The organism is Streptomyces sp. CCM_MD2014, assembly GCF_000772045.1.
Lineage (GTDB): Bacteria > Actinomycetota > Actinomycetes > Streptomycetales > Streptomycetaceae > Streptomyces > Streptomyces salinarius.
On record NZ_CP009754.1, the window covers coordinates 539,294 to 557,445 of the forward strand.

15 protein-coding genes are annotated in these 18,152 nt (G+C 72.3%); 6 read left to right on the top strand and 9 right to left on the bottom strand.

Annotated features, from left to right (window positions below; translation table 11 throughout):
- Positions 1 to 222: 222 nt before the first annotated feature.
- A complete protein-coding gene (locus NI25_RS02495; RefSeq protein WP_061440837.1) occupies positions 223 to 2,466 on the bottom strand; it encodes a cellulase in 2,244 nt (747 codons plus the stop codon).
- 157 nt (positions 2,467 to 2,623) lie between these two features.
- The gene (locus tag NI25_RS02500) at positions 2,624 to 5,710 is read right to left on the bottom strand and encodes a glycoside hydrolase family 2 TIM barrel-domain containing protein (protein WP_061440838.1); all 3,087 of its coding nucleotides are present in this window, start codon (positions 5,708 to 5,710) and stop codon (positions 2,624 to 2,626) included.
- A 279-nt stretch (positions 5,711 to 5,989) separates the two neighbouring features.
- On the opposite strand from NI25_RS02500, the gene NI25_RS02505 reads away from it, so the two are divergent.
- Positions 5,990 to 8,371 carry a SpoIIE family protein phosphatase gene (locus NI25_RS02505; protein ID WP_061440839.1) on the top strand — a complete coding sequence of 794 codons (2,382 nt, stop codon included), beginning with the start codon at positions 5,990 to 5,992 and terminating at the stop codon, positions 8,369 to 8,371.
- 191 nt (positions 8,372 to 8,562) lie between these two features.
- Entirely contained in the window at positions 8,563 to 9,228 is a 666-nt protein-coding gene (locus tag NI25_RS02510; RefSeq protein ID WP_061440840.1) for a DUF4232 domain-containing protein, read from the top strand.
- 29 nt (positions 9,229 to 9,257) lie between these two features.
- Here NI25_RS02510 and NI25_RS02515 read toward each other — a convergent pair whose 3' ends face one another.
- The 4 genes from NI25_RS02515 to NI25_RS02530 form a co-directional block, all read right to left on the bottom strand.
- Positions 9,258 to 10,226: an aldo/keto reductase gene (locus NI25_RS02515; protein WP_061440841.1), complete on the bottom strand. Its 969-nt coding sequence runs from the start codon at positions 10,224 to 10,226 to the stop codon at positions 9,258 to 9,260.
- Between the two features lie 78 nt (positions 10,227 to 10,304).
- A complete protein-coding gene (locus NI25_RS02520; RefSeq protein ID WP_061440842.1) occupies positions 10,305 to 10,853 on the bottom strand; it encodes a flavoprotein in 549 nt (182 codons plus the stop codon).
- An 82-nt stretch (positions 10,854 to 10,935) separates the two neighbouring features.
- On the bottom strand, positions 10,936 to 11,136 hold the full coding sequence (locus NI25_RS02525) for a ferredoxin (RefSeq protein ID WP_061440843.1): 201 nt from the start codon (positions 11,134 to 11,136) through the stop codon (positions 10,936 to 10,938).
- A 12-nt stretch (positions 11,137 to 11,148) separates the two neighbouring features.
- Complete coding sequence (locus tag NI25_RS02530; protein ID WP_061440844.1) at positions 11,149 to 12,384, bottom strand: cytochrome P450; 1,236 nt, start codon at positions 12,382 to 12,384, stop codon at positions 11,149 to 11,151.
- 375 nt (positions 12,385 to 12,759) lie between these two features.
- Here NI25_RS02530 and NI25_RS02535 point away from each other — a divergent pair, with 375 nt between their 5' ends.
- Positions 12,760 to 13,227, top strand: coding sequence for a nitroreductase family deazaflavin-dependent oxidoreductase (locus tag NI25_RS02535; protein WP_061446714.1), 468 nt, complete (start codon positions 12,760 to 12,762; stop codon positions 13,225 to 13,227).
- Between the two features lie 90 nt (positions 13,228 to 13,317).
- Here NI25_RS02535 and NI25_RS02540 read toward each other — a convergent pair whose 3' ends face one another.
- Entirely contained in the window at positions 13,318 to 14,244 is a 927-nt protein-coding gene (locus NI25_RS02540) for a cation diffusion facilitator family transporter (protein WP_061440845.1), read from the bottom strand.
- A 209-nt stretch (positions 14,245 to 14,453) separates the two neighbouring features.
- Here NI25_RS02540 and NI25_RS02545 point away from each other — a divergent pair, with 209 nt between their 5' ends.
- Positions 14,454 to 15,479 carry a glutathione S-transferase family protein gene (locus NI25_RS02545; RefSeq protein ID WP_061440846.1) on the top strand — a complete coding sequence of 342 codons (1,026 nt, stop codon included), beginning with the start codon at positions 14,454 to 14,456 and terminating at the stop codon, positions 15,477 to 15,479.
- Between the two features lie 65 nt (positions 15,480 to 15,544).
- Positions 15,545 to 15,853: a DUF4235 domain-containing protein gene (locus tag NI25_RS02550; protein ID WP_061440847.1), complete on the top strand. Its 309-nt coding sequence runs from the start codon at positions 15,545 to 15,547 to the stop codon at positions 15,851 to 15,853.
- Between the two features lie 71 nt (positions 15,854 to 15,924).
- On the opposite strand, the gene NI25_RS02555 is transcribed toward NI25_RS02550, so the two are convergent.
- Both NI25_RS02555 and NI25_RS02560 read right to left on the bottom strand, forming a co-directional pair.
- On the bottom strand, positions 15,925 to 16,320 hold the full coding sequence (locus NI25_RS02555) for a VOC family protein (RefSeq protein ID WP_061440848.1): 396 nt from the start codon (positions 16,318 to 16,320) through the stop codon (positions 15,925 to 15,927).
- A 77-nt stretch (positions 16,321 to 16,397) separates the two neighbouring features.
- The gene (locus tag NI25_RS02560; protein WP_061440849.1) at positions 16,398 to 16,862 is read right to left on the bottom strand and encodes a pyridoxamine 5'-phosphate oxidase family protein; all 465 of its coding nucleotides are present in this window, start codon (positions 16,860 to 16,862) and stop codon (positions 16,398 to 16,400) included.
- A gap of 175 nt (positions 16,863 to 17,037) precedes the next feature.
- On the opposite strand from NI25_RS02560, the gene NI25_RS02565 reads away from it, so the two are divergent.
- Positions 17,038 to 17,979, top strand: coding sequence for an NADP-dependent oxidoreductase (locus tag NI25_RS02565; protein ID WP_061440850.1), 942 nt, complete (start codon positions 17,038 to 17,040; stop codon positions 17,977 to 17,979).
- Positions 17,980 to 18,152: the final 173 nt, after the last annotated feature.

Sequence of the window (18,152 nt, forward strand, 5' to 3'; positions counted from 1 at the left end):
CGGACCCGGCCCGTCAAAGCGCGTGCGAGACCCGGCCTTTACCCCCCGCACGGGTGCTTCACTCTCGCACAAACCACTCATGGTCAACAAGGCGAGCGGACAACCTCGGCCGCCTTTGAAAGAAGGTCAGAATCCCGGCACGCCAAGAGGGCCGCACCGGCATTCCGCTTTCTGCTGCGGAAGCGGCGCGGCCCTCGACGGGGAGCGGGGGGTGTCGGCCGGTCAGCCCTGGTCGGCCACGAAGGAGGCCATCCGGGCCAGTGCGGCGTTCCAGTTGATGGTGTGCTCGTTGGTCGACCAGGACTGGATGTCGTCGATGAAGCAGAACTGACCGACGCAGCCCTGCAGTTTGCTCTGCGCGTAGGGGTCCTGGATGCTCGAGTTCGGGCCGCCGGACAGGGTGCCGTCGGGCGGCGCGGGCAGCGCCGGGTCGAGCTGGTGGGCGTACCAGCGGCTGTGCTGGTTGTGCGCGTTGACCTCGCCGTATCCGGTGACGTACGACATGTTCAGCGCGTTGCGGCCCAGGATGTAGTCCATGCTCTGGACGGCGCCGTCACGGTACCCGGGGCCGCCGGTGATGTCGTAGGCGGTGGCGATGACGACCGCGTTGTTCAGGATCTGGTGGCTGGAGCCCCAGTCGTACACGTTGCCGGCGGGGGCGTAGGGCATGCCGTACGGGTGCGCCTTCAGCGTGGCCAGGTAGCCGTCGGCGCCCTCCACGACGGAGCGGCGGACCTTGTCCCGGCCGGGGAGCCGGCTGGGGACGGTTGCCAGGTCGAGGCGGGCGGGAACCGCGGTGCTCGCCCAGTCGAAGCTGATCGGCCCGAAGATGTCGGCGGTGTGCACCGGGGACTTCAGCACGTAGTCCTTGAAATCCCGCTCCCCCGTCGTCAGGTACAGCTCGGCCGCGGCCCAGTAGAAGTCGTCGGCGACCTTGGCGTCGGGGTAGGCGCCGCCGCCGATGCCGTCGTTCTCGTCGGCGAGCAGGTCCGGATGGGCGAGCGCCGCCTTCCAGGCGGTGCGGGCCGCGTCGAGCGCCTTCGCGGCGAACTCCCGGTCGTAGGGGCGGTACAGGCGTGCGGCCTGCGCCGCCGTCGCCGCCAGGTTGAGGGTCGCGGCCGTGGTCGGCGGGTGCAGTTCACGCTTCTGCGGGTCGTCGCTCGGCAGCAGCGGCAGCCCGGTCCACTGCTCGTCGTGGATCTTGTGGTGCGCCATCCCGGCCAGCGGCTGTCCCTGCGGCACCTGCATCTTCAGCAGGAACTCCAGCTCCCAGCGGGCCTCGTCGAGGATGTCCGGCACCTTGTTGCCGCTCTCGGGGATGTCGAGCGAACCGTCGCCGAGTCTGCGGGGTTCCCCGGTGCGGGCGTGCAGCGAGCGCTCGTAGGTGCTGAGCAGCTCCCAGGTGGAGATGCCGCCGTTGACGACGTACTTGCCGTGGTCTCCGGCGTCGTACCAGCCGCCGGAGACGTCGAGGGTGTAGTCGCACACGCCGGGCTGACAGGGCACCTCGGTGTCGCCCTGGTTGGGTGCCGTGCCCACGTGGCCGGCCGGGCGGCCGTAGCCCGGGCGGAGTTCGTCGCTGATGGCGATGCCGCTGCGCTGGGTGTAGTAGTACTTCGCCGAGTCCAGGCGCAGCCGCTCGTAGGCGGCCGTCCCGATGTCGAACGGGCGGCTGGTCTCGCCGTCGGCGACGAGCGTGTAGCCCTCGCCGCGCTTCTTGTAGCGGCCGAAGTCGATCGAGTGGACGTTCTGTCCGGACGAGGCGTCGACGCCGCGCGGCCTGCTCCAGCCGTGGGCGACGACCCGCCCGCGTTCGTTCTTCAGCTGCCAGCGCAGACGCGAGGTCGCGTCGGTGACGAGCGTGGCGTTCTTCGGGCCGGACGGCAGGTAGGCGACCTGGTTGACCCGCACCCGCGGCCCGGTGTCCGGCACATAGGGCTCGGGCGCCACGCCGCCCAGCAGGGACACGTCGTCCACGCAGAACCGCCAGGCGTCGGGCGTGCCGCCCAGCTGGAAGCCGACCTGGCCCTGGTTCGTGTCGACGGGCGAGGTGAAGGTGTACGAGTAGGTGTTGCCGGAGACGCTCAGCTGCGGGCTGATCTCGTAGTAGGTGTCGTAGGGGGACACCGACAGGCCGACGATCGCCCGGACCACGTGGTCGGCGGGCGTACCGGTGGCGGTGAAGGAGAACTTGTACGACTCTCCCGCGACCAGGGTGATGTCGTTCTGGCCGAGGGCGGCGTCCCAGCGGTTGGCGGTGCCGCCGGGGGCGTCGGCGCACAGCCGGCCGTCGGTCACCGCCGCGGTGACGTTGCTGCTCGTCCACCAGGAGTCGGTGCCGTTGTCGAAGGTACCGTTCCTGACCTGCTCGGTCTCCTCGGCGCCGGCCGGGGCGGCGGGCAGCGCGGTGACGGCCGCCGCCAGCAGGGCCGTCAGGGAGACGAGCGCGGTTCTGCGTCTTTTCACGTCCGGGCTCCTCGGGGGAGGTGGCGCTCACCATGGGAATGGGAGCGCTCCCAAATGCGGTCGCAGGACATGCTTGTGGCAGACATGACACGCCGTCAACGGTCAGGACGGGACCGGTTTCCCGACCGGTCCCGTCCGACGGTGGTTTTGCGGCGGCTCAGACGGCGGGCGCCTCCAGGCGGCTGACGCGGATTGCTCCCCGCGGCTCGCCGGGGTGGCGGCTGGTGAACGTGAGGCGGATGCGGGAGCCGCGCAGCCGGTCGAAGGTGATGACCGTGGGCGCGTCGGACGCGGTGGCCCAGTCGGTCCGCGTCCCCTTAGCGGCACGCCAGGCACGGCCGTCCCAGACAGCGACCTCGACGGCGGCGGGCAGGCTGTGCCCGTCGTCCGCGGTGAAGGAGACCTCGACCCGTGCGTAGCCACGCGTGCGTCCGTGGTCGACCGAGATCCAGTCCTCGGCGCGCGCCCCGTCGAAGGCGGGCAGCAGGGCGGTGGCCGCCTTGTGGAAGCCGTTGGACCAGCCGGTGGCCGGGTCGCCGTCCAGCACGGCGGCGGGCAGGGTGTCGGGCCGCCCGGAGTAGCTCGCGTCCGCGTGCGGGTGGTCCACGGAGGCGGGGTGCTCGGGGCGGAACTCCGGGGCCGGTGTCGTCGCCCGGTCCGTGACCCGCCGGGCGCGGACCGCGGCCGTGCCGGTGCGCAGCCCGTCCGCGCGGGCCGTCACCCGTACCGTGCCCGGCCGGGTGCCGGACCGGACGATCGCGAGCGCCTTGCCGTGGAAGGCGGTGCGGGTGCTCGCCTGGTAGCGCTCGGCACTCTCCTGGCGGCCGTTGTCGAGTCCGGCCAGCGAGCCGCCCGCGACGTCGAAGGAGATCAGGTGCTCGGCGCCGGGCACCACCACGCCGTGCCGGTCGACCACCTCGGCGGTCACGAAGACGAGGGAGCGGCCGTCCGCGTCGACGGTCTCGCGGTCCGGGGTGAGGCGCAGGGCGTGGGGCGTGCCGGCGGTGCGCAGGACGTCGGTGGCGACCGTCCTGCCGCCGCGCCGGGCGACGGCCTTCAGCTCGCCCGCCTCGAACGGCACCTTCCAGGTCAGGTGCAGCTTGCCCGCGCTGCCGTTCGGGCTGGTGTAACTGCCGGGGTAGGGGCCGTCGGTGAAGGTCTTGTCGTCGCCGGTGGGCTCGGTGGTCTCCAGGTAGGTCCGGCCGTCGACGGTCTTCTTCCGGTCGAAGCGGCGGGTGCCGAGGGACTTCCCGTTCAGGTACAGCTCGACGGTGTCGACGTTGGCGTAGGCCCAGACCTCGACGGTGTCGCCCTCGCGGTGGTTCCACGTCGTCGGCAGCAGGTGGACCATCGGCTCGTCCGTCCACTGGCTGCGGAACAGGTGGTACATGTCCTTCGGGAAGCCCGCCGTGTCGACGGCGCCGAAGAAGGACGCCTTCACCGGGAAGACGTCGTACGGCGTGGGCTCCCCGATGTAGTCGATGCCGGACCACAGGAACTGCCCGGCGAACCACCTGCGGTCCCGGTCCTTCTTGTGGCCGTACTCGCCGCTCATCGTCCAGGAGGCGAGGTTGTTGTCGTAGGACGAGGTGGCCCGCCTGCCCGGGGTGTGGTTCTCGCCGGTGTTCAGGTGCTCGGGCTCCTGGTAGGTGCCGCGGGTGGAGGTCTCGGAGGACGACTCGGACTCGAAGAGGAACAGGTGCGGGTAGGCCGCGTGCAGGTCGTCCACCGACTTGGCCGTGTTGTAGTTGAGGCCGAGCCCGTCCAGCTTGGCCAGCATCAGGTCGGCGGCGGAGCCCTTGGCGGGCAGCCGGCGGTACTTGTCGGAGCCGATGACCAGCGGGCGGGTGTCGTCGGCGGCCCGGATGGCGTCGATGATGCGGTCGGCCATGGCGAGTCCGGCGGCAGAAGTGGAGTCGGGGACCTCGTTGCCGATGGACCACATGACGACGGCGGGCGAGTTGCGGGCCGCGAGGACCATCTCGGTGGCGTCCTTCTCGCACCACTCGTCGAAGAACCGCCCGTAGTCGTAGCGGTTCTTGCCGGTGCGCCAGCAGTCGAAGGCCTCCACCAGCATGATGATGCCCAGCTCCTCGCAGACCTCGATCATCTCGGGCGAGGGCGGGTTGTGCGAGGTGCGGAAGGCGTTGACGCCCATCGACTTCATGAGGGTCATCTGGCGGCGGACGGCGTCGATGCTGACGGCGGCGCCGAGCGCGCCCAGGTCGTGGTGCAGGTCGACGCCCTTGATCTTGGCGTACCCGCCGTTGAGGTGGAACCCCTCGTCGGGGTCCACCCGGAAGGTGCGGACGCCGAACGGGGTGCGGTACGTGTCGACACTTCGGCCGCCGACGCGCAGTTCGGTGTGCAGGGTGTAGCGGTGCGGGTCGGCGAAGTCCCACAGGCGCGGGCGCCGGACGGTGAGCTCGTGGGTCCCGGTCGTCGCGTCGGTGACGTCCACCGTGGAGGCGGCGCGGGCCACGGTGCGGCCGTCGGCGTCCTCGACCGTCGAGCGGATCTCGACCTCCAGCGCGGCGCCCGAGGCGTTCACGACCGACGTCTCCACCCGGACGACGGCGCGGTCCTCGCTCACCCGGGGCGTGGTGACGTACGTGCCCCAGCGCCGTACGTGCACCGGTTCCGTGACGACGAGGCGGGCCTCGCGGTAGATGCCGCTGCCGGAGTACCAGCGGCTGCTGGGCAGCCGGTTGCGCACCTGGACCGCGAGGACGTTCTCGGTACGGCCGTCGGTGTGCACGAGGTCGGTGAGGTCGAGGGCGAAGCCGGTGTAGCCGTAGGGGTGGTGGCCGGCCTCCCGGCCGTTGCAGTGGACGCGGGCGTCCATGTACACACCGTCGAACTCGACCGAGATCCGCTTCCCGGTGAACGCGCGCGGCAGCGTGAACGCGAACCGGTACCAGCCGAGGCCGCCCGGCAGGAAGCCGGTCCCGCTGGTGGTGCCGTGCTCGGTGGTGGGCGTCTGCTCGATGCTCCAGTCGTGCGGGACGGCGACCTCGCGCCACTCCGAGTCGTCGTGGGCGGGGTCGGCGGCGTCCGTGGTGTCCTCGGCCGCTCCGTCGGGGTCGACCAGCCAGAAGCGCCAGCCGTCGCGCAGGGCGACGGTGCTGCGCCCCGCGGAGCCGCCGGTTGCGTCCGCGGCCCGCGCGGACGGGGCGGCGAACGCCATCCCGGCCGCGGGCGTGGCGGCGGAGGCGATCAGAACCGATCTGCGCGTGACCGTCATGGCGGATCTCCCTCATCAGAAATGCGTCGAGGCTCAACGGAACATCAGAAGTACTCACAAGCGATCGTGAACAAACAGATTCTGACGTCGGCCCATGCGCGCCCGTCAAGGCCGCGGAAAGCACTTTCTGTCCTGTGCCCACCGGACCCTCCGGTGGCCTGCGGAGCGGCCGGTCTCCGTGCGGCCGGTGGGTTCGGGTCCGCGCCGGGCCCGAACCCACTAGGCTTGGAACAAGGTGACGCGCTGATCACTGTGGGTGTGCGCAATGGAGTGGCGACGATGAGTCCGGTCAACCCGTTCGACGATGCCGCCACGGCCCGCGCCGTCGTCGACGGCTCCGGCACCTTGCGGGAGTGGAACGAGGGCGCCCGCCTGCTGCTCGGCCATCCGGCCTCCGAGGTGGTGGGGCGCCCCGCCGCCGACCTGCTCGCGGGCGACCGCGACGACACGCCTCCCGGGCGCGACGACGACCGGTGGAGCGGCACCCTGGCCCTGCGGCACCGCGACGGGCACACCGTGTCGGTGTGGGTGCTCGCGCACCGCAGACCCGCGGCGGACGACACCCCGGCCGCGTGGCTCGCCGTCACCCCGCTGGAATCCGGTCCCGAACCGGAGGACGACCCCCTGGTCCGAGCGGCCCTCACCCAGTCGCCCTGCGCCACCATGATCTTCGACGACCGGCTCCTGCTGCGCGGCGTCAACGACGCCATGGCAGAGCTGCTGGGGCTCCCGCCCGACCGCCTGCGCGGCCTGCGGGTCACCGACTTGAGCGACCGGCCGCAGAACGCGGAGCTGGAACGCCAGATGCGTCGCGTGCTGACCACCGGGCGCCGCCACGACATGCAGACGCGCCTCAGGGCGGTCGGCGAGAGCCGCGCCCACGCGTGGAACGCCCGGATCGCGCCGCTCACCGACGCCGACGGCCGGGTGTGCGGCGTGTGTGTCAGCGCCCACGACTTCACGGAGCAGCACCGCGCCCGCGAGCGGCTGCAACTGGTCAACGAGGCCAGTGTGCGCATCGGCACCACCCTCGACGTCACCCGTACGGCGCAGGAGCTGGCGGACGTGTGCGTGCCCGCGCTCGCCGACTTCGTCAGCGTCGACCTGCTGGACCCGCGCGAGCACGGCGGTGAGCCCGCCGCCGTGGTCGAGCCGCCGGTCGGCCTGCGCCGCACGGCGCACCGGTCGGTCACGGAGGACTGCCCGCAGTCGGTGTCCGAGATCGGGCGCCTGGACGTCTATCCGGCCGGGTCCCCCCAGGCCGAGTGCCTGCTCTCGGGGCAGGCGATCGTGGCCTCGGTGGCCTACGGCGACCTCGAACGCTGGCTGCGGTGGGACCCCGTCCGCCTGCGGCGGGTGGAGGAGTACGGCATCCACTCCACGATGTCGGTGCCGTTGCAGGCCCGCGGCACCACCCTCGGCGCCGCGGTCTTCACCCGGTTCCGGCGTCCCGACCCGTTCACCCACGACGACGTGCTGCTGGCCGAGGAGGTCAGCGCCCGCGCCGCCGTCTGCATCGACAACGCCCGCCGGTACTCGCGCGAGCGCGAGGCGACGCTGACCCTGCAGCGCAGCCTGCTGCCCCGGTGGCTGCCGCCCACCGCCGCGGTGCAGGCGGCCTCCCGCTACCTTCCGGCGGCCCGCTCGGGCGTCGGCGGCGACTGGTTCGACGTCATCCCGCTGTCCGGCATGCGGGTCGCCATGGTCGTGGGGGACGTCGTCGGCCACGGCATCCCGGCCTCGGCCACCATGGGCCGGCTGCGCACCGCCGTACGCACCCTCGCCGACATCGACCTGACGCCCGAGGAGTTGCTCACCCACCTCGACGACCTGGTGGTGCGGCTGTCCGAGGAGTCCGGGGACGACCGGGCGGGCGAGGTCGGCGCGACGTGTCTGTACGTGGTGTACGACCCGGTCTCGCGGCACTGCTCCATGGCCCGGGCCGGCCACCCGGCGCCCGTGCTGATCCCGCCGGACGGCCCTCCCGAGCAGGTCGAGCTGCCCTCCGGGCCACCGCTGGGGGTGGGCGGACTGCCGTTCGAGTCGGCCGAGCTGGAGCTGCGCGAGGGCAGTGTGCTGGCCCTCTACACCGACGGCCTGGTCGAGAGCCGGGACCGGGACACCGACGCCGGCCAGGCACTGCTGCGCGAGGCGCTGGCCGTCCCCGTCGATTCCCTGGACGCCGCCTGCGACCGCGTCCTGCACACTCTGCTCCCCGCGGGCAGCGCCGCCGACGACGTGGCCCTGCTGCTGGCCCGGACCCGGGGACTGCCCGCCGGACAGGTCGCCACCTGGGACATCCCCGCCGACCCGTCACTCGTCGCGCCGGTACGCAAGCAGGTCCTCGACCGGCTGTCCGACTGGAACCTGCTGGAGGCGACGTTCACCGCCGAGCTGGTCGTGAGCGAGCTGGTCACCAACGCCATCCGGTACGGCTCCCCGCCGATCCGGCTCCGGCTGATCCACGACACGGCCACGCTGATCTGCGAGGTCTCCGACACCAGTCACACCGCGCCGCACCTGCGCCGGGCCAGGACCTGGGACGAGGGCGGGCGCGGTCTGCTCCTGGTGGCCCAGCTCACCCAGCGCTGGGGAAGCCGGCACACGACCGAGGGCAAGACGATCTGGGCGGAGCTGGGGCTGCTCGACGAGGAGGAGTGAGCCGGGCGTGCGCGGGGCGCGAGCGCCTCACGCCGGTATCCCGCTTCGACGACTCGCGCCGGTGGGCCCGCTCTGATGCGGAGGGCGCCCCCTCGTTTCCCGGACCGCACGACGGGACACTCGAAAGGACGGGCCACACGGTGCCGTTCACAGGACCGTGTGCGAGAACCTGACGGGAGTGTGGAGAAGCGATGGGTGACACGTCCCAGCCGCTGCGCCGGGCGGCTCTGCTCGCGAGCGGGGTCGCGCTGCTCGGTCTGCTGACCGCCTGCGGCAGCGAGAGCGCCTCGTCGAGCGGCACACCGGAGCCCGGCAAGGCCGCCCGCAGCAGCAGCGCCGAGCCGGGCGGCGGCAGCGCGACGCCCGGCGACACCGCCCCGGCCGTCGGCTCCGCGCCCAGCGACACCGCGGGCTCGGCCTCCGCCTCGGCCCGCACCGACGGCCGCTGCCACACCTCCGAACTGCGCGCCTCCGTCGGCCGCGTGGACCCGGGCGCCGGTCAGCGCAACTTCCCCGTCGTGCTGACCAACACCTCGGAGCGCACCTGCTCGGTGTACGGCTATCCCGGCGCCGCGTTCGTGGACGCCTCGGGCAAGCAGCTGGGCCCCGACCCCGAACGCGCGCCCGGCTCCCCGCGGACGGTCACGCTGACGCCGGGCGAGAGCGCCTGGTCCGGGCTGTCGTTCTCCAGTCCGCAGATCAGCGGTGCCCGCACGGCCGCTCCGGCGGTGTTGCTCGTCACCCCGCCGGACGAGCGGGAGCCCCTGAAGGTGAAGTGGACGGCCGGCGAGGTCCCGGTCGGCGGCAACGAGTCGTCGGTGTCCGTCACCGCCCTGTCCCCGGGCACCGGCCCCTGAGGCACGCCCCGAAGGCGCCGGTCCCGTGATCAGTGACCGGCGATCGGGTGCGGCGCGTAGGGCCGTTCCAGCTCCTCGATCTCCTTGTCACCGAGCGTCAGTTCGACCGCTGCCACGGCGTCCTCGAGGTGGCCCGGCCTGGAGGCGCCGACGATGGGCGCGGTCACCGTGTCCTGGTGCAGCAGCCACGCCAGGGCCACCCGGGCGCGCGGCACGCCGCGCTCGCCGGCGATGCGGGTGACCGCCTCGACCACGGCGCGGTCGCCCTCCTGGTACAGGGTGCTGCCGAAGTTGTCGGTGGCGCTGCGCTCGGTGGAGGTGTCCCAGTCACGGGTGAGCCGGCCGCGGGCGAGCGGGCTCCAGGGCAGCACGCCGACGCCCTGGTCCGCGCAGAGGGGCAGCATCTCGCGCTCCTCCTCGCGGTAGACGAGGTTGTAGTGGTTCTGCATGGACACGAACTTCGTCCAGCCGTGCCGCTCGGCGGTGTGCTGCATCTTGGAGAACTGCCAGGCGTACATGGAACTGGCCCCGATGTAGCGGACCTTGCCCGCCTTCACCAGGTCGTGCAGGGCCTCCATCGTCTCCTCGACCGGGGTGTGCGGGTCGAAGCGGTGGATCTGGTAGAGGTCGACGTAGTCGGTGCCCAGGCGGCGCAGGCTGTGGTCGATCTCGGTCATGATCGCCTTGCGGGAGAGTCCGGCGCCGTTCGGCCCGGGGCGCATCCGGCCGTGCACCTTGGTCGCGAGCACGACGTCGTCCCGGCGCGCGAAGTCGCCGAGCGCCTTGCCGACGATCTCCTCGCTGGTGCCGTCGGAGTAGACGTTGGCCGTGTCGAAGAAGGTGATCCCGGCCTCCAGCGCCTGCCGGATCAGCGGGCGCGAGGCCTCCTCGTCGAGGGTCCATTCGTGCGTGCCGCGGTCGGGAACGCCGTAGGTCATGCAGCCCAGGCAGATCCGCGACACGTCCAGGCCCGTCGAACCGAGCTTCACATACTGCATCGTTGCCGCTCCTGTCTTCGCCGATCATCGGTACCTGAGCGAGCGTACGTCGTCGTGCGGGCTCGAACCGCCTGCGGGTCAGCGCCGTTCGAGCAGGTCCAGGGCGTTCTCCCAGCCGAAGTCCGGGCGCCCTCCGCCCTCCTGCGCGTCACCGGTGTACGGGTCGCCGAAGCGCACCCCCATCCCGCGCAGGCGGGCCAGACTCTCCCGGTAGGCGGGGTGCACGGCCAGCGCGTCGGCGACGCACGGCAGGACGGCGACCGGGACGCCGAGGCCGCTCGCCTCGCACAGGGTGGCCACGGCGAGGGTGTCGGCCAGGCCCGCGGCCCACTTGTTGATCGTGTTGAAGGTGGCGGGCGCGGCCACGACGGCGTCGGGCGCCGGGAAGGGCCTCGGATCGTCCGGCGTGCGCCAGGCCGAGCGGATCGGGCGGCCGGTCCGCGCCTCGACGGCGGCCACGTCGAAGAAGCCGCCCATGGCGACCGGTGTCGCTATGACCCCGACGTCCCAGCCGCGTTCCCGCGCCGCGTCGACCAGCCGGCCGACGCCGTCGGCCACGCCCGCGGCGCAGACGACGACGTAGAGGAAGGGCCTTGCGCCGTCGTCACTTGCCGCCTGTTCGCTCACCCCGGCACCCTACTCAACCGCCGGACGCCGGCGCCGGGACGGGTGGGGCGAGAAGGGGAGGGACGAGGTGCGGGTGCCGGGGTCAGCCCACCCGCTCCGACACGGTGATCGCCCCCACGGGGCACGCACGGGCCGCCTCCCGTACGAGGGCGCTGCCGCCTCCGTCCTCCCGGCCGGGCACGAGGGTGCTGTAGCCGTCGTCGTCCTGGGTGAAGACGCCGGGGGCGGTCAGGGCGCACTGGCCCGCGCCGATGCAGGTGTCCTTGTCGATGCCGATCCGCATGTCCGCAGCCTCCTACCAGGTCACGGGGAGTTCCAGCATCCCCTGGATCGTGTCGCCGGGCTTGAAGGGGATCTCGTCCGCCGGGGCGGCCAGGCGCAGCGTGGGCAGCCGCTCGAAGAGGCTGTGCAGGGCGATCTCCAGTTCGGCGCGGGCCAGGTTCTGGCCGAGGCACTGGTGGATGCCGAACCCGAAGGCGACGTGGTGGCGGGCGGGGCGGTGCCAGTCGAGGGCGTCCGGGTCGGGGTAGACGGACTCGTCCCGGTTGATGACCGAGGTCGCAAAGACGACCGCGTCGCCGGCCCGGATCGTCTGCCCGTCCACGTCGATGTCCTCCGTGGCCAGGCGCAGCAGCCCGTCCGCGATCGACAGGACCCGCATCAGCTCCTCCACGGCGCCGGGCAGCAACTCGGCGTCGGCGCGCAGTTCGGCCAGCCGCCGCGGGTTGGTCAGGAGGGTGTAGGTGCCCAGCGAGATCATGTTGGCGGTGGTCTCGTGGCCCGCGACCAGCAGGATCACCGCGAACGCGACGAGCTGCTCCCGGTCGACCGTGCCCTCGTCCAGCTGCCGCCGGACCAGGTCGTCCAGCAGGCCCTCGCCGGGGGCCTCACGCTTGCGGTCGACCAACTCGCCGAGATACGCCTCCAGTCGGTCGCGGGCGTCGAGGGTGTCGGCGGGGAGGGGGCCGCGCAGCAGCCGCCGGGACTGCTCCTCGAAGAACTCGTGGTCGGCGTACGGCACGCCGAGCAGGGCGCAGATCACCATCGAGGGCACGGGCAGCGCGAAGGCCGTCACCAGATCGGCGGGCGGCCCCTGCGCGACCATCGCGTCGAGCCGTTCGTCGACGATGCGTTGGATGTGCGGCCGCAGAGCGGCGGCGCGCCTCAGGGTGAACTCCGGCAGCACCATCCTGCGCTGGGTGCGGTGCTCGGGGTCGTCGACGCCGAGCAGGGCGGTCTTGCGTCCGCGTACGCCGGCCAGCCGCGCCGTGGTGACGGGAAAGCCGTCGCGGGTCCGGTCGGTCGACAGGCGTTGGTCGGCCAGCAGCCGACGGGCGGCGGCGTGTCCGGTCACCAGCCAGGCCGGGCGGCCGTCGTAGAGCGTGATCCGGGCCAGCGGCCGGGCGGCGCGCAGCGGGTCGTAGGCGGCGGGCGGGTGGTAGGGGCAGGTCCGGTCCTGCGGGAAGGCGACGGGGGACGCGGCCCTCTGGTCCGTTGCCGGGCCCGCGTCCGTCGTGGGGGTGTCCGTCATGGAAGACCTCGCAGACGAAGAGTGCGTCGTGCCGATCTTCATTAGATGCCTCGGGCATCTATGGGGCGACGGCAAGTTCGGCCAGATCGGTGGCGCGAGCAGACTGGCCGGGGACCATCGGTCCGGGCGGCGGGAACGCTGCCGTGCCGGTCGGAACGGCGGCGCGCGTGGCGCGATCGGGACCTCCGGCGCCCCCGGCCGGGCCCTGGAACTGGCCGGGCGGCGCGGGGTGACGACCGACGGCCGGAGCAGTCGCGTCCGGATCTCCTCACGAGCGCGGGGTAGGAGGGACAGGATGCACGGTAAGGATGGATGCGCCGGCCGTCGGTGCCCACCCGGCCGGCCTCGGATCACGACGAACACGGACGGACACACATGCCTCTTGACGGCGAGTACGAACCCAGCCCCACGCAGTGGGTGCGCGAACAGGTCGAGCTGTACGAGAGCTCGGGCGGCACCAAGGGCACGACTCTGAGGGACACCGGCCTGCCGGTGATCGTGCTGACCACCCGGGGCGCGCGGAGCGGCAAGGTTCGCAAGACGCCGCTGATGCGCGTCGAGCACGAGGGCCGCTACGCCGCGGTCGCCTCCCTGGGCGGGGCTCCCAAGCACCCGGTCTGGTACTTCAACGTGCTCGCCGATCCCCGGGTGGAGCTCCAGGACGGCCCGGTGAAGCGGGACATGACGGCCCGTGAGGTCACCGGCGCGGAGAAGGCGGAGTGGTGGGAGCGCGCGGTCGCGGCGTTTCCGCCGTACGCCGACTACCAGAAGAAGACGGAGCGGGAGATCCCGGTCTTCGTCCTGGAGCCGGCCGACGCGGGCCGCACCGGACGCGGGGACTGAGGCCGGGGGGACCGGGCGGGAGTGCACCCGGGCGCGCGAAAGTTTCCCGGACGGGTGTGCATGGACCGGCGGGTGCCGGGAACACGTCGTTCAGGCCCCGCCGCGTTCCCCCGTCGCGGCGGGGCCTTCCGCCGCTTCCCGCGTCGATCGGTCGGTGACGTCGAGGAAGACCTGGCGCGCCTCGGGGACGGTGTGGGTGATCGACCGCTTGATGCGCACGGCGACCTCTTCCACCCGTTCGCTGTCCAGGCCCGGCACGAGGTCGACGCGTGCGGCCACCAGGGCGGAGTCCAGGCCGGTCTTCATGGTGAACAGCGCCTCGACGCTGTCGATCTCCGGCTGGGCCCCCAGCAGCGCCCGGATGCGGCCGCTGGCCTCGGGGTCGGCGGCCTCGCCGATCAGCTGGTCGCGGGCCTCGCGACCCAGCCGGTACGCCACGTAGACGAGCAGCGCGCCGATGGCGAGCGAGGCGCAGGCCTCCCACACCACCTGCCCGGTGACCATGTGCAGCACCATCCCGGTCATGGCGAGGGTGACGCCGAGCACCGCGGTGCCGTCCTCGGCGACGACCGTGCGCAGCGCCGGGTCGCGCAGCCCGTCGGCGAGCCCGCCCTGGCTCCGTACCTGGTGCAGGGCGCGCAGCAGGGAACCGCCCTCCGCCAGCAGGGCGACACCGAGCACGATCAGTCCGGCCACGTAGCCGCTGCGGCTCTCCTCCGCTCCGTTGCGCAGGGCCTCGGCGCCCTGGAAGAAGGAGAAGCAGCCGCCCATGACGAAGATGCCGACGGCCGCGAGCAGCGACCAGAAGAACCGTTCTTTCCCATAGCCGAACGGATGCTTCCGGTCGGCGGGGCGGCGGCTGCGGCGCAGTGCGGCGAGGAGGAAGATCTCGTTCATGCTGTCCGCGACCGAGTGCGCCGCCTCCGACAGCAGCGCGGGCGAGCCCGCGATGAACCCGCCGACCGCCTTGGCGGCCGCGATCACCACATTGGCCGCCAGGGCCACGAGTACGGTCACGCGTGTGCTGCGGTCGGCCTTCCGGCCCGGCTTCTCTTCCCCGGCTGTCCCACTCACGAAGCCCCGACTGCCCCGGCCGGCGCGACTCACACCCCGCCTCGCGGGTGTCCACCAGTGCCGACGGGCGAAAACGGGGAACGCCTACACAGGGGCACACGGACGCCGGGAACGGCTGCACAGGGACACACGGACGGCGGAAGGGCAGGGTCATGAGTGGTGACGACGGCACCCGGGGCAACAACGACTACGGGAAGAAGGCGTTCAAACGGTCCCGGAGCCATTTCGCGGACCGGATCACCGCGGACGGCCGGGACGGCTGGCCGGTGGAGGCCGGCCGCTACCGCCTGGTGGTCAGCCGCGCCTGTCCGTGGGCGAGCCGGGCCCTGGTCTCCCGGCGGCTGCTCGGTCTGGAGGACGCCCTGTCCCTCGCGGTCGCCGACCCGGTCCAGGACGACCGCAGCTGGCGCTTCACGCTCGACCCGGACGGCCGCGACCCGGTCCTCGGCATCCGCTACCTCAGCGAGGCCTACGACCGGCGGGAGACGGGATACCCGGGCGGGGTGAGCGTGCCCGCGATCGTGGACGTGCCCAGCGGGGCGCTGGTCACCAACGACTACCAGCAGATCACGCTCGACCTCGCGACCGAGTGGACCGAACTGCACCGGCCCGGCGCCCCCGACCTGTATCCGCGGGCCCTGCGCGAGGAGATCGACGAGGTGATGGCCGGGGTCTACGAGGACGTCAACAACGGGGTGTACCGGGCGGGCTTCGCCACCGGCCAGGAGGAGTACGAGACCGCGTGCGCGGGGGTGTTCCGGCGGCTGGAGCAGCTCACGCCCCGACTGGAGCGGCAGCGCTACCTGGTCGGCGACACGATCACGGAGGCCGACATCCGGCTGTTCACGACGCTGGTCCGCTTCGACGCGGTCTACCACGGCCACTTCAAGTGCAACCGCTGGAAGCTGACGGAGAACCCGGTGCTGTGGGCATACGTCCGCGACCTGTTCCAGACGCCCGGGTTCGGGGACACCGTCGACTTCGACCACATCAAACGCCACTACTACCAGGTGCACACCGGCATCAACCCGACCGGCATCGTCCCCATGGGCCCGGACCTGACCGGCTGGCTCACGCCCCATCACCGGCAGGAGCTGGGCGGCCGCCCGTTCGGCGACGGCACACCGCCGGAGCCGGTACGGGCCGACGAGGAGGTACCGGTGCGGGGCAGGCCCTGATCCGGTACGCACACGACCACCCGACGCGCACGAACGCGCGGCACACACGAGGCAAGGAGATTCCCATGGCGAAGAAGGCGAAGAAGAAGCAGAAGCTCCCCCTCGCCTACAAGCCCGTCGGCTTCGCGCTCGGCTGGCTGGGCGGCACGCTGGCCGGGATGACGTTCCAGAAGACCTGGAAGGTGATCCGGCACGAGGACGACGCGCCGGACGCCCTGGACCCGGACCGCGGCTGGGGCGAGATCCTGCTGGCCGCGGCGATCCAGGGCGCCATCTTCGCCGCGGTGCGCAGCGCGGTGGACCGCACGGGCGCCAAGGTCGTCCAGCGCTCCACCGGCACCTGGCCGGTCGCCGGGAAGGGCGGCCGGGACTGAACCGCGGGACGCCCAAGTGATCTGAGTCAGAGATTCGTCGGCAGTAGGCGGCGAATCTCTGACTCAGATCACTAGCCCTGTTTGGGTGCCGTGGGTGCGAGGGCGCGGCGGAGGGTGAAGGAGTGGCCGGCCGGGTCGGAGAAGCCGCGCTCCTCGTGCGGTCCGACCGGGTCCTTCGCCTCCACCGGACGCCCGCCCAGCCCCACGATCACCCGCTCGGCCTCGTCCATGTCCGCCACCACGAAGTCCAGGTGGACCTGGAGGGAGTTCTCCGGGCGCGGCCAGCTCGGCGGGGTGGCGTTCACGTCCCGCCGGAAGGCCATGCGGAAGCCGCGGGGACCCTCGATCTCGATCCGGTTGGCGCTCACGTCGCTCTCCTCCGCGCCCAGCAGCCCCTTGTAGAACTCCGCGAGCCGCTCGGGTTCGGCGCAGTCGAGCACCACGACGCCCGCGTTGACCAGTGCCATGTCTCCTCCGAAGGATTCCGGGGCGCGGGACGTCGTGCCCGTGCCCTCTGCCTTGCGGATATCCCGGCCCGGCGGAATCAGTCGGTGGGCAGCCACCGGCCGTCACGCATCAGGTCGCGTCCGGCGAGCTCGTTCGCCTCGCGCCAGGCCTGGACGCGCTGCGGGCGGATGCGGAAGTACCGGTAGGGCGTGGCGAGCCGGCGCGGGTCGAAGCCGGTCTTGGAGGCGAACAGTTCGGCGTCCTGTTCGGGCAGGTCGGCGGGTTCCACGGTCTCGACGGTGCCCTCGACCATCACCACGTCGCGGGTCGGGCCGATACCGATCCGCGCCCGGCCGCTCGCCGCCAGGTTCCGCCCGGTGGGGCTGGCGGCGGGCGTGGCGAACAGAAGAGTCGAGCCGTTCCAGTGGAACGACAGGGGGACGAGGTAGGGCTCGCCGGACTCGCCGTCGGCCGTGGCCACCCAGGCGTCCTCGTCGTGGTCCAGACGGTGCAGGGTGTCGTGTCTGCGCTGTTCGGCGGTGCGGGCGGGCGGCGGGGTCATCGGCGAACGTCCTCCTGACACGATGTCATGAACGGTGGGTGACGATGCTGCCACAGCGGTCCCGCCCGTTCGCGACCGCGTCGGCCCGCGATGCCGGGCGGCGCCGGGAATGGCACGATCACGTCGGAGGTTGCAGACCGTGCCACCCTTCCCCTCCCGGAGTTGCGAGGTCCCGATGAACACCATGCGCGCCATCAGCCAGGACGTACTCGGCGGTCCCGAGGTCCTGAAGGAAGTACGGCTCGAGCGCCCCGAGCCGCGCCCGAACGAGGTACTGGTCCGGGTGCGTGCGGCCGGCGTGAACCCGACCGACTGGAAGCACCGGGCGACCGGCGGCTTCCTGGGCGAGCCGCCCTTCGTCCTGGGCTGGGACGTGTCGGGCGTGGTGGAGTCGGTGGGGATCGGCGTCGCCGCGTTCCGGCCCGGCGACGAGGTCTTCGGCATGCTGTCCTACCCCTTCGGCCACGGCTCCCACGCGGAGTACGTCACCGCCCCGGCGCGCACCTTCACGCACAAGCCGGCCGGGATCGACCACGTTCAGTCGGGCGCGCTCCCGCTGGTGTCGCTGACGGCGTGGCAGGCCCTGGTGGAGCGGGCGGACGTGCAGCCGGGGCAGCGGGTGCTCGTCCACGCGGCGGCCGGCGGCGTGGGCCATGTGGCGGTGCAGATCGCCAAGGCCCGGGGCGCCCATGTGATCGGTACCGCCAGTGCGGGCAAGCACGAGTTCCTGCGCTCGCTCGGGGCGGACGAGGCCGTGGACTACCGGGAGACGGACTTCGCCGAGGCCGTGAAGGACGTCGACGTCGTCCTGGACACCATCGGCGGCGACACGTCCCTGCGGTCCCTGCGGGTACTGCGTCCGGGCGGCGTGGTGGTGTCGATCCTGCCGGTCGGGTCGGACGACTTCTTCGAGGAGGCCGACCGGCTGGGCGTACGGGCGGTGCGGATGCTGGTGGACGCCGACCGGGCGGACATGAAGGAGATCGCCCGTCTGGTCGAGTCGGGGAAGCTGCGGGCCGAGATCGCGGGGACGTTCCCGCTGGCGGAGGCGGCGCGGGCGCACGAGCAGGGCGAGACCGGTCGCACGACGGGCAAGCTCGTCCTCGTGGTCGACTGAGTGATGCGACCGGGTGGTCGGCCGGCGCCGTCTCCCCGGCTCGGCGGCGACCCGTCGGGGCGGCTGTGAGATTTCGATGACATATGTCAATCGAACATGCTCAAGTTCGCTCGATCGGGGTAACTTTCCGAGCGGACTGGGTAGTTGAGCCCCCGGAAGCAGGCCCAGGAGGC

Excerpts from the sequence above, each read along its gene's own strand:
- NI25_RS02500 (WP_061440838.1), bottom strand. The coding sequence starts at position 5,710 with ATGACGGTCACGCGCAGATCGGTTCTGATCGCCTCCGCCGCCACGCCC.
- NI25_RS02505 (WP_061440839.1), top strand. The coding sequence starts at position 5,990 with ATGAGTCCGGTCAACCCGTTCGACGATGCCGCCACGGCCCGCGCCGTC.
- NI25_RS02510 (WP_061440840.1), top strand. The coding sequence starts at position 8,563 with ATGGGTGACACGTCCCAGCCGCTGCGCCGGGCGGCTCTGCTCGCGAGC.
- NI25_RS02515 (WP_061440841.1), bottom strand. The coding sequence starts at position 10,226 with ATGCAGTATGTGAAGCTCGGTTCGACGGGCCTGGACGTGTCGCGGATC.
- NI25_RS02525 (WP_061440843.1), bottom strand. The coding sequence starts at position 11,136 with ATGCGGATCGGCATCGACAAGGACACCTGCATCGGCGCGGGCCAGTGC.
- NI25_RS02530 (WP_061440844.1), bottom strand. The coding sequence starts at position 12,384 with ATGACGGACACCCCCACGACGGACGCGGGCCCGGCAACGGACCAGAGG.
- NI25_RS02535 (WP_061446714.1), top strand. The coding sequence starts at position 12,760 with ATGCCTCTTGACGGCGAGTACGAACCCAGCCCCACGCAGTGGGTGCGC.
- NI25_RS02545 (WP_061440846.1), top strand. The coding sequence starts at position 14,454 with ATGAGTGGTGACGACGGCACCCGGGGCAACAACGACTACGGGAAGAAG.
- NI25_RS02550 (WP_061440847.1), top strand. The coding sequence starts at position 15,545 with ATGGCGAAGAAGGCGAAGAAGAAGCAGAAGCTCCCCCTCGCCTACAAG.
- NI25_RS02555 (WP_061440848.1), bottom strand. The coding sequence starts at position 16,320 with ATGGCACTGGTCAACGCGGGCGTCGTGGTGCTCGACTGCGCCGAACCC.
- NI25_RS02560 (WP_061440849.1), bottom strand. The coding sequence starts at position 16,862 with ATGACCCCGCCGCCCGCCCGCACCGCCGAACAGCGCAGACACGACACC.
- NI25_RS02565 (WP_061440850.1), top strand. The coding sequence starts at position 17,038 with ATGAACACCATGCGCGCCATCAGCCAGGACGTACTCGGCGGTCCCGAG.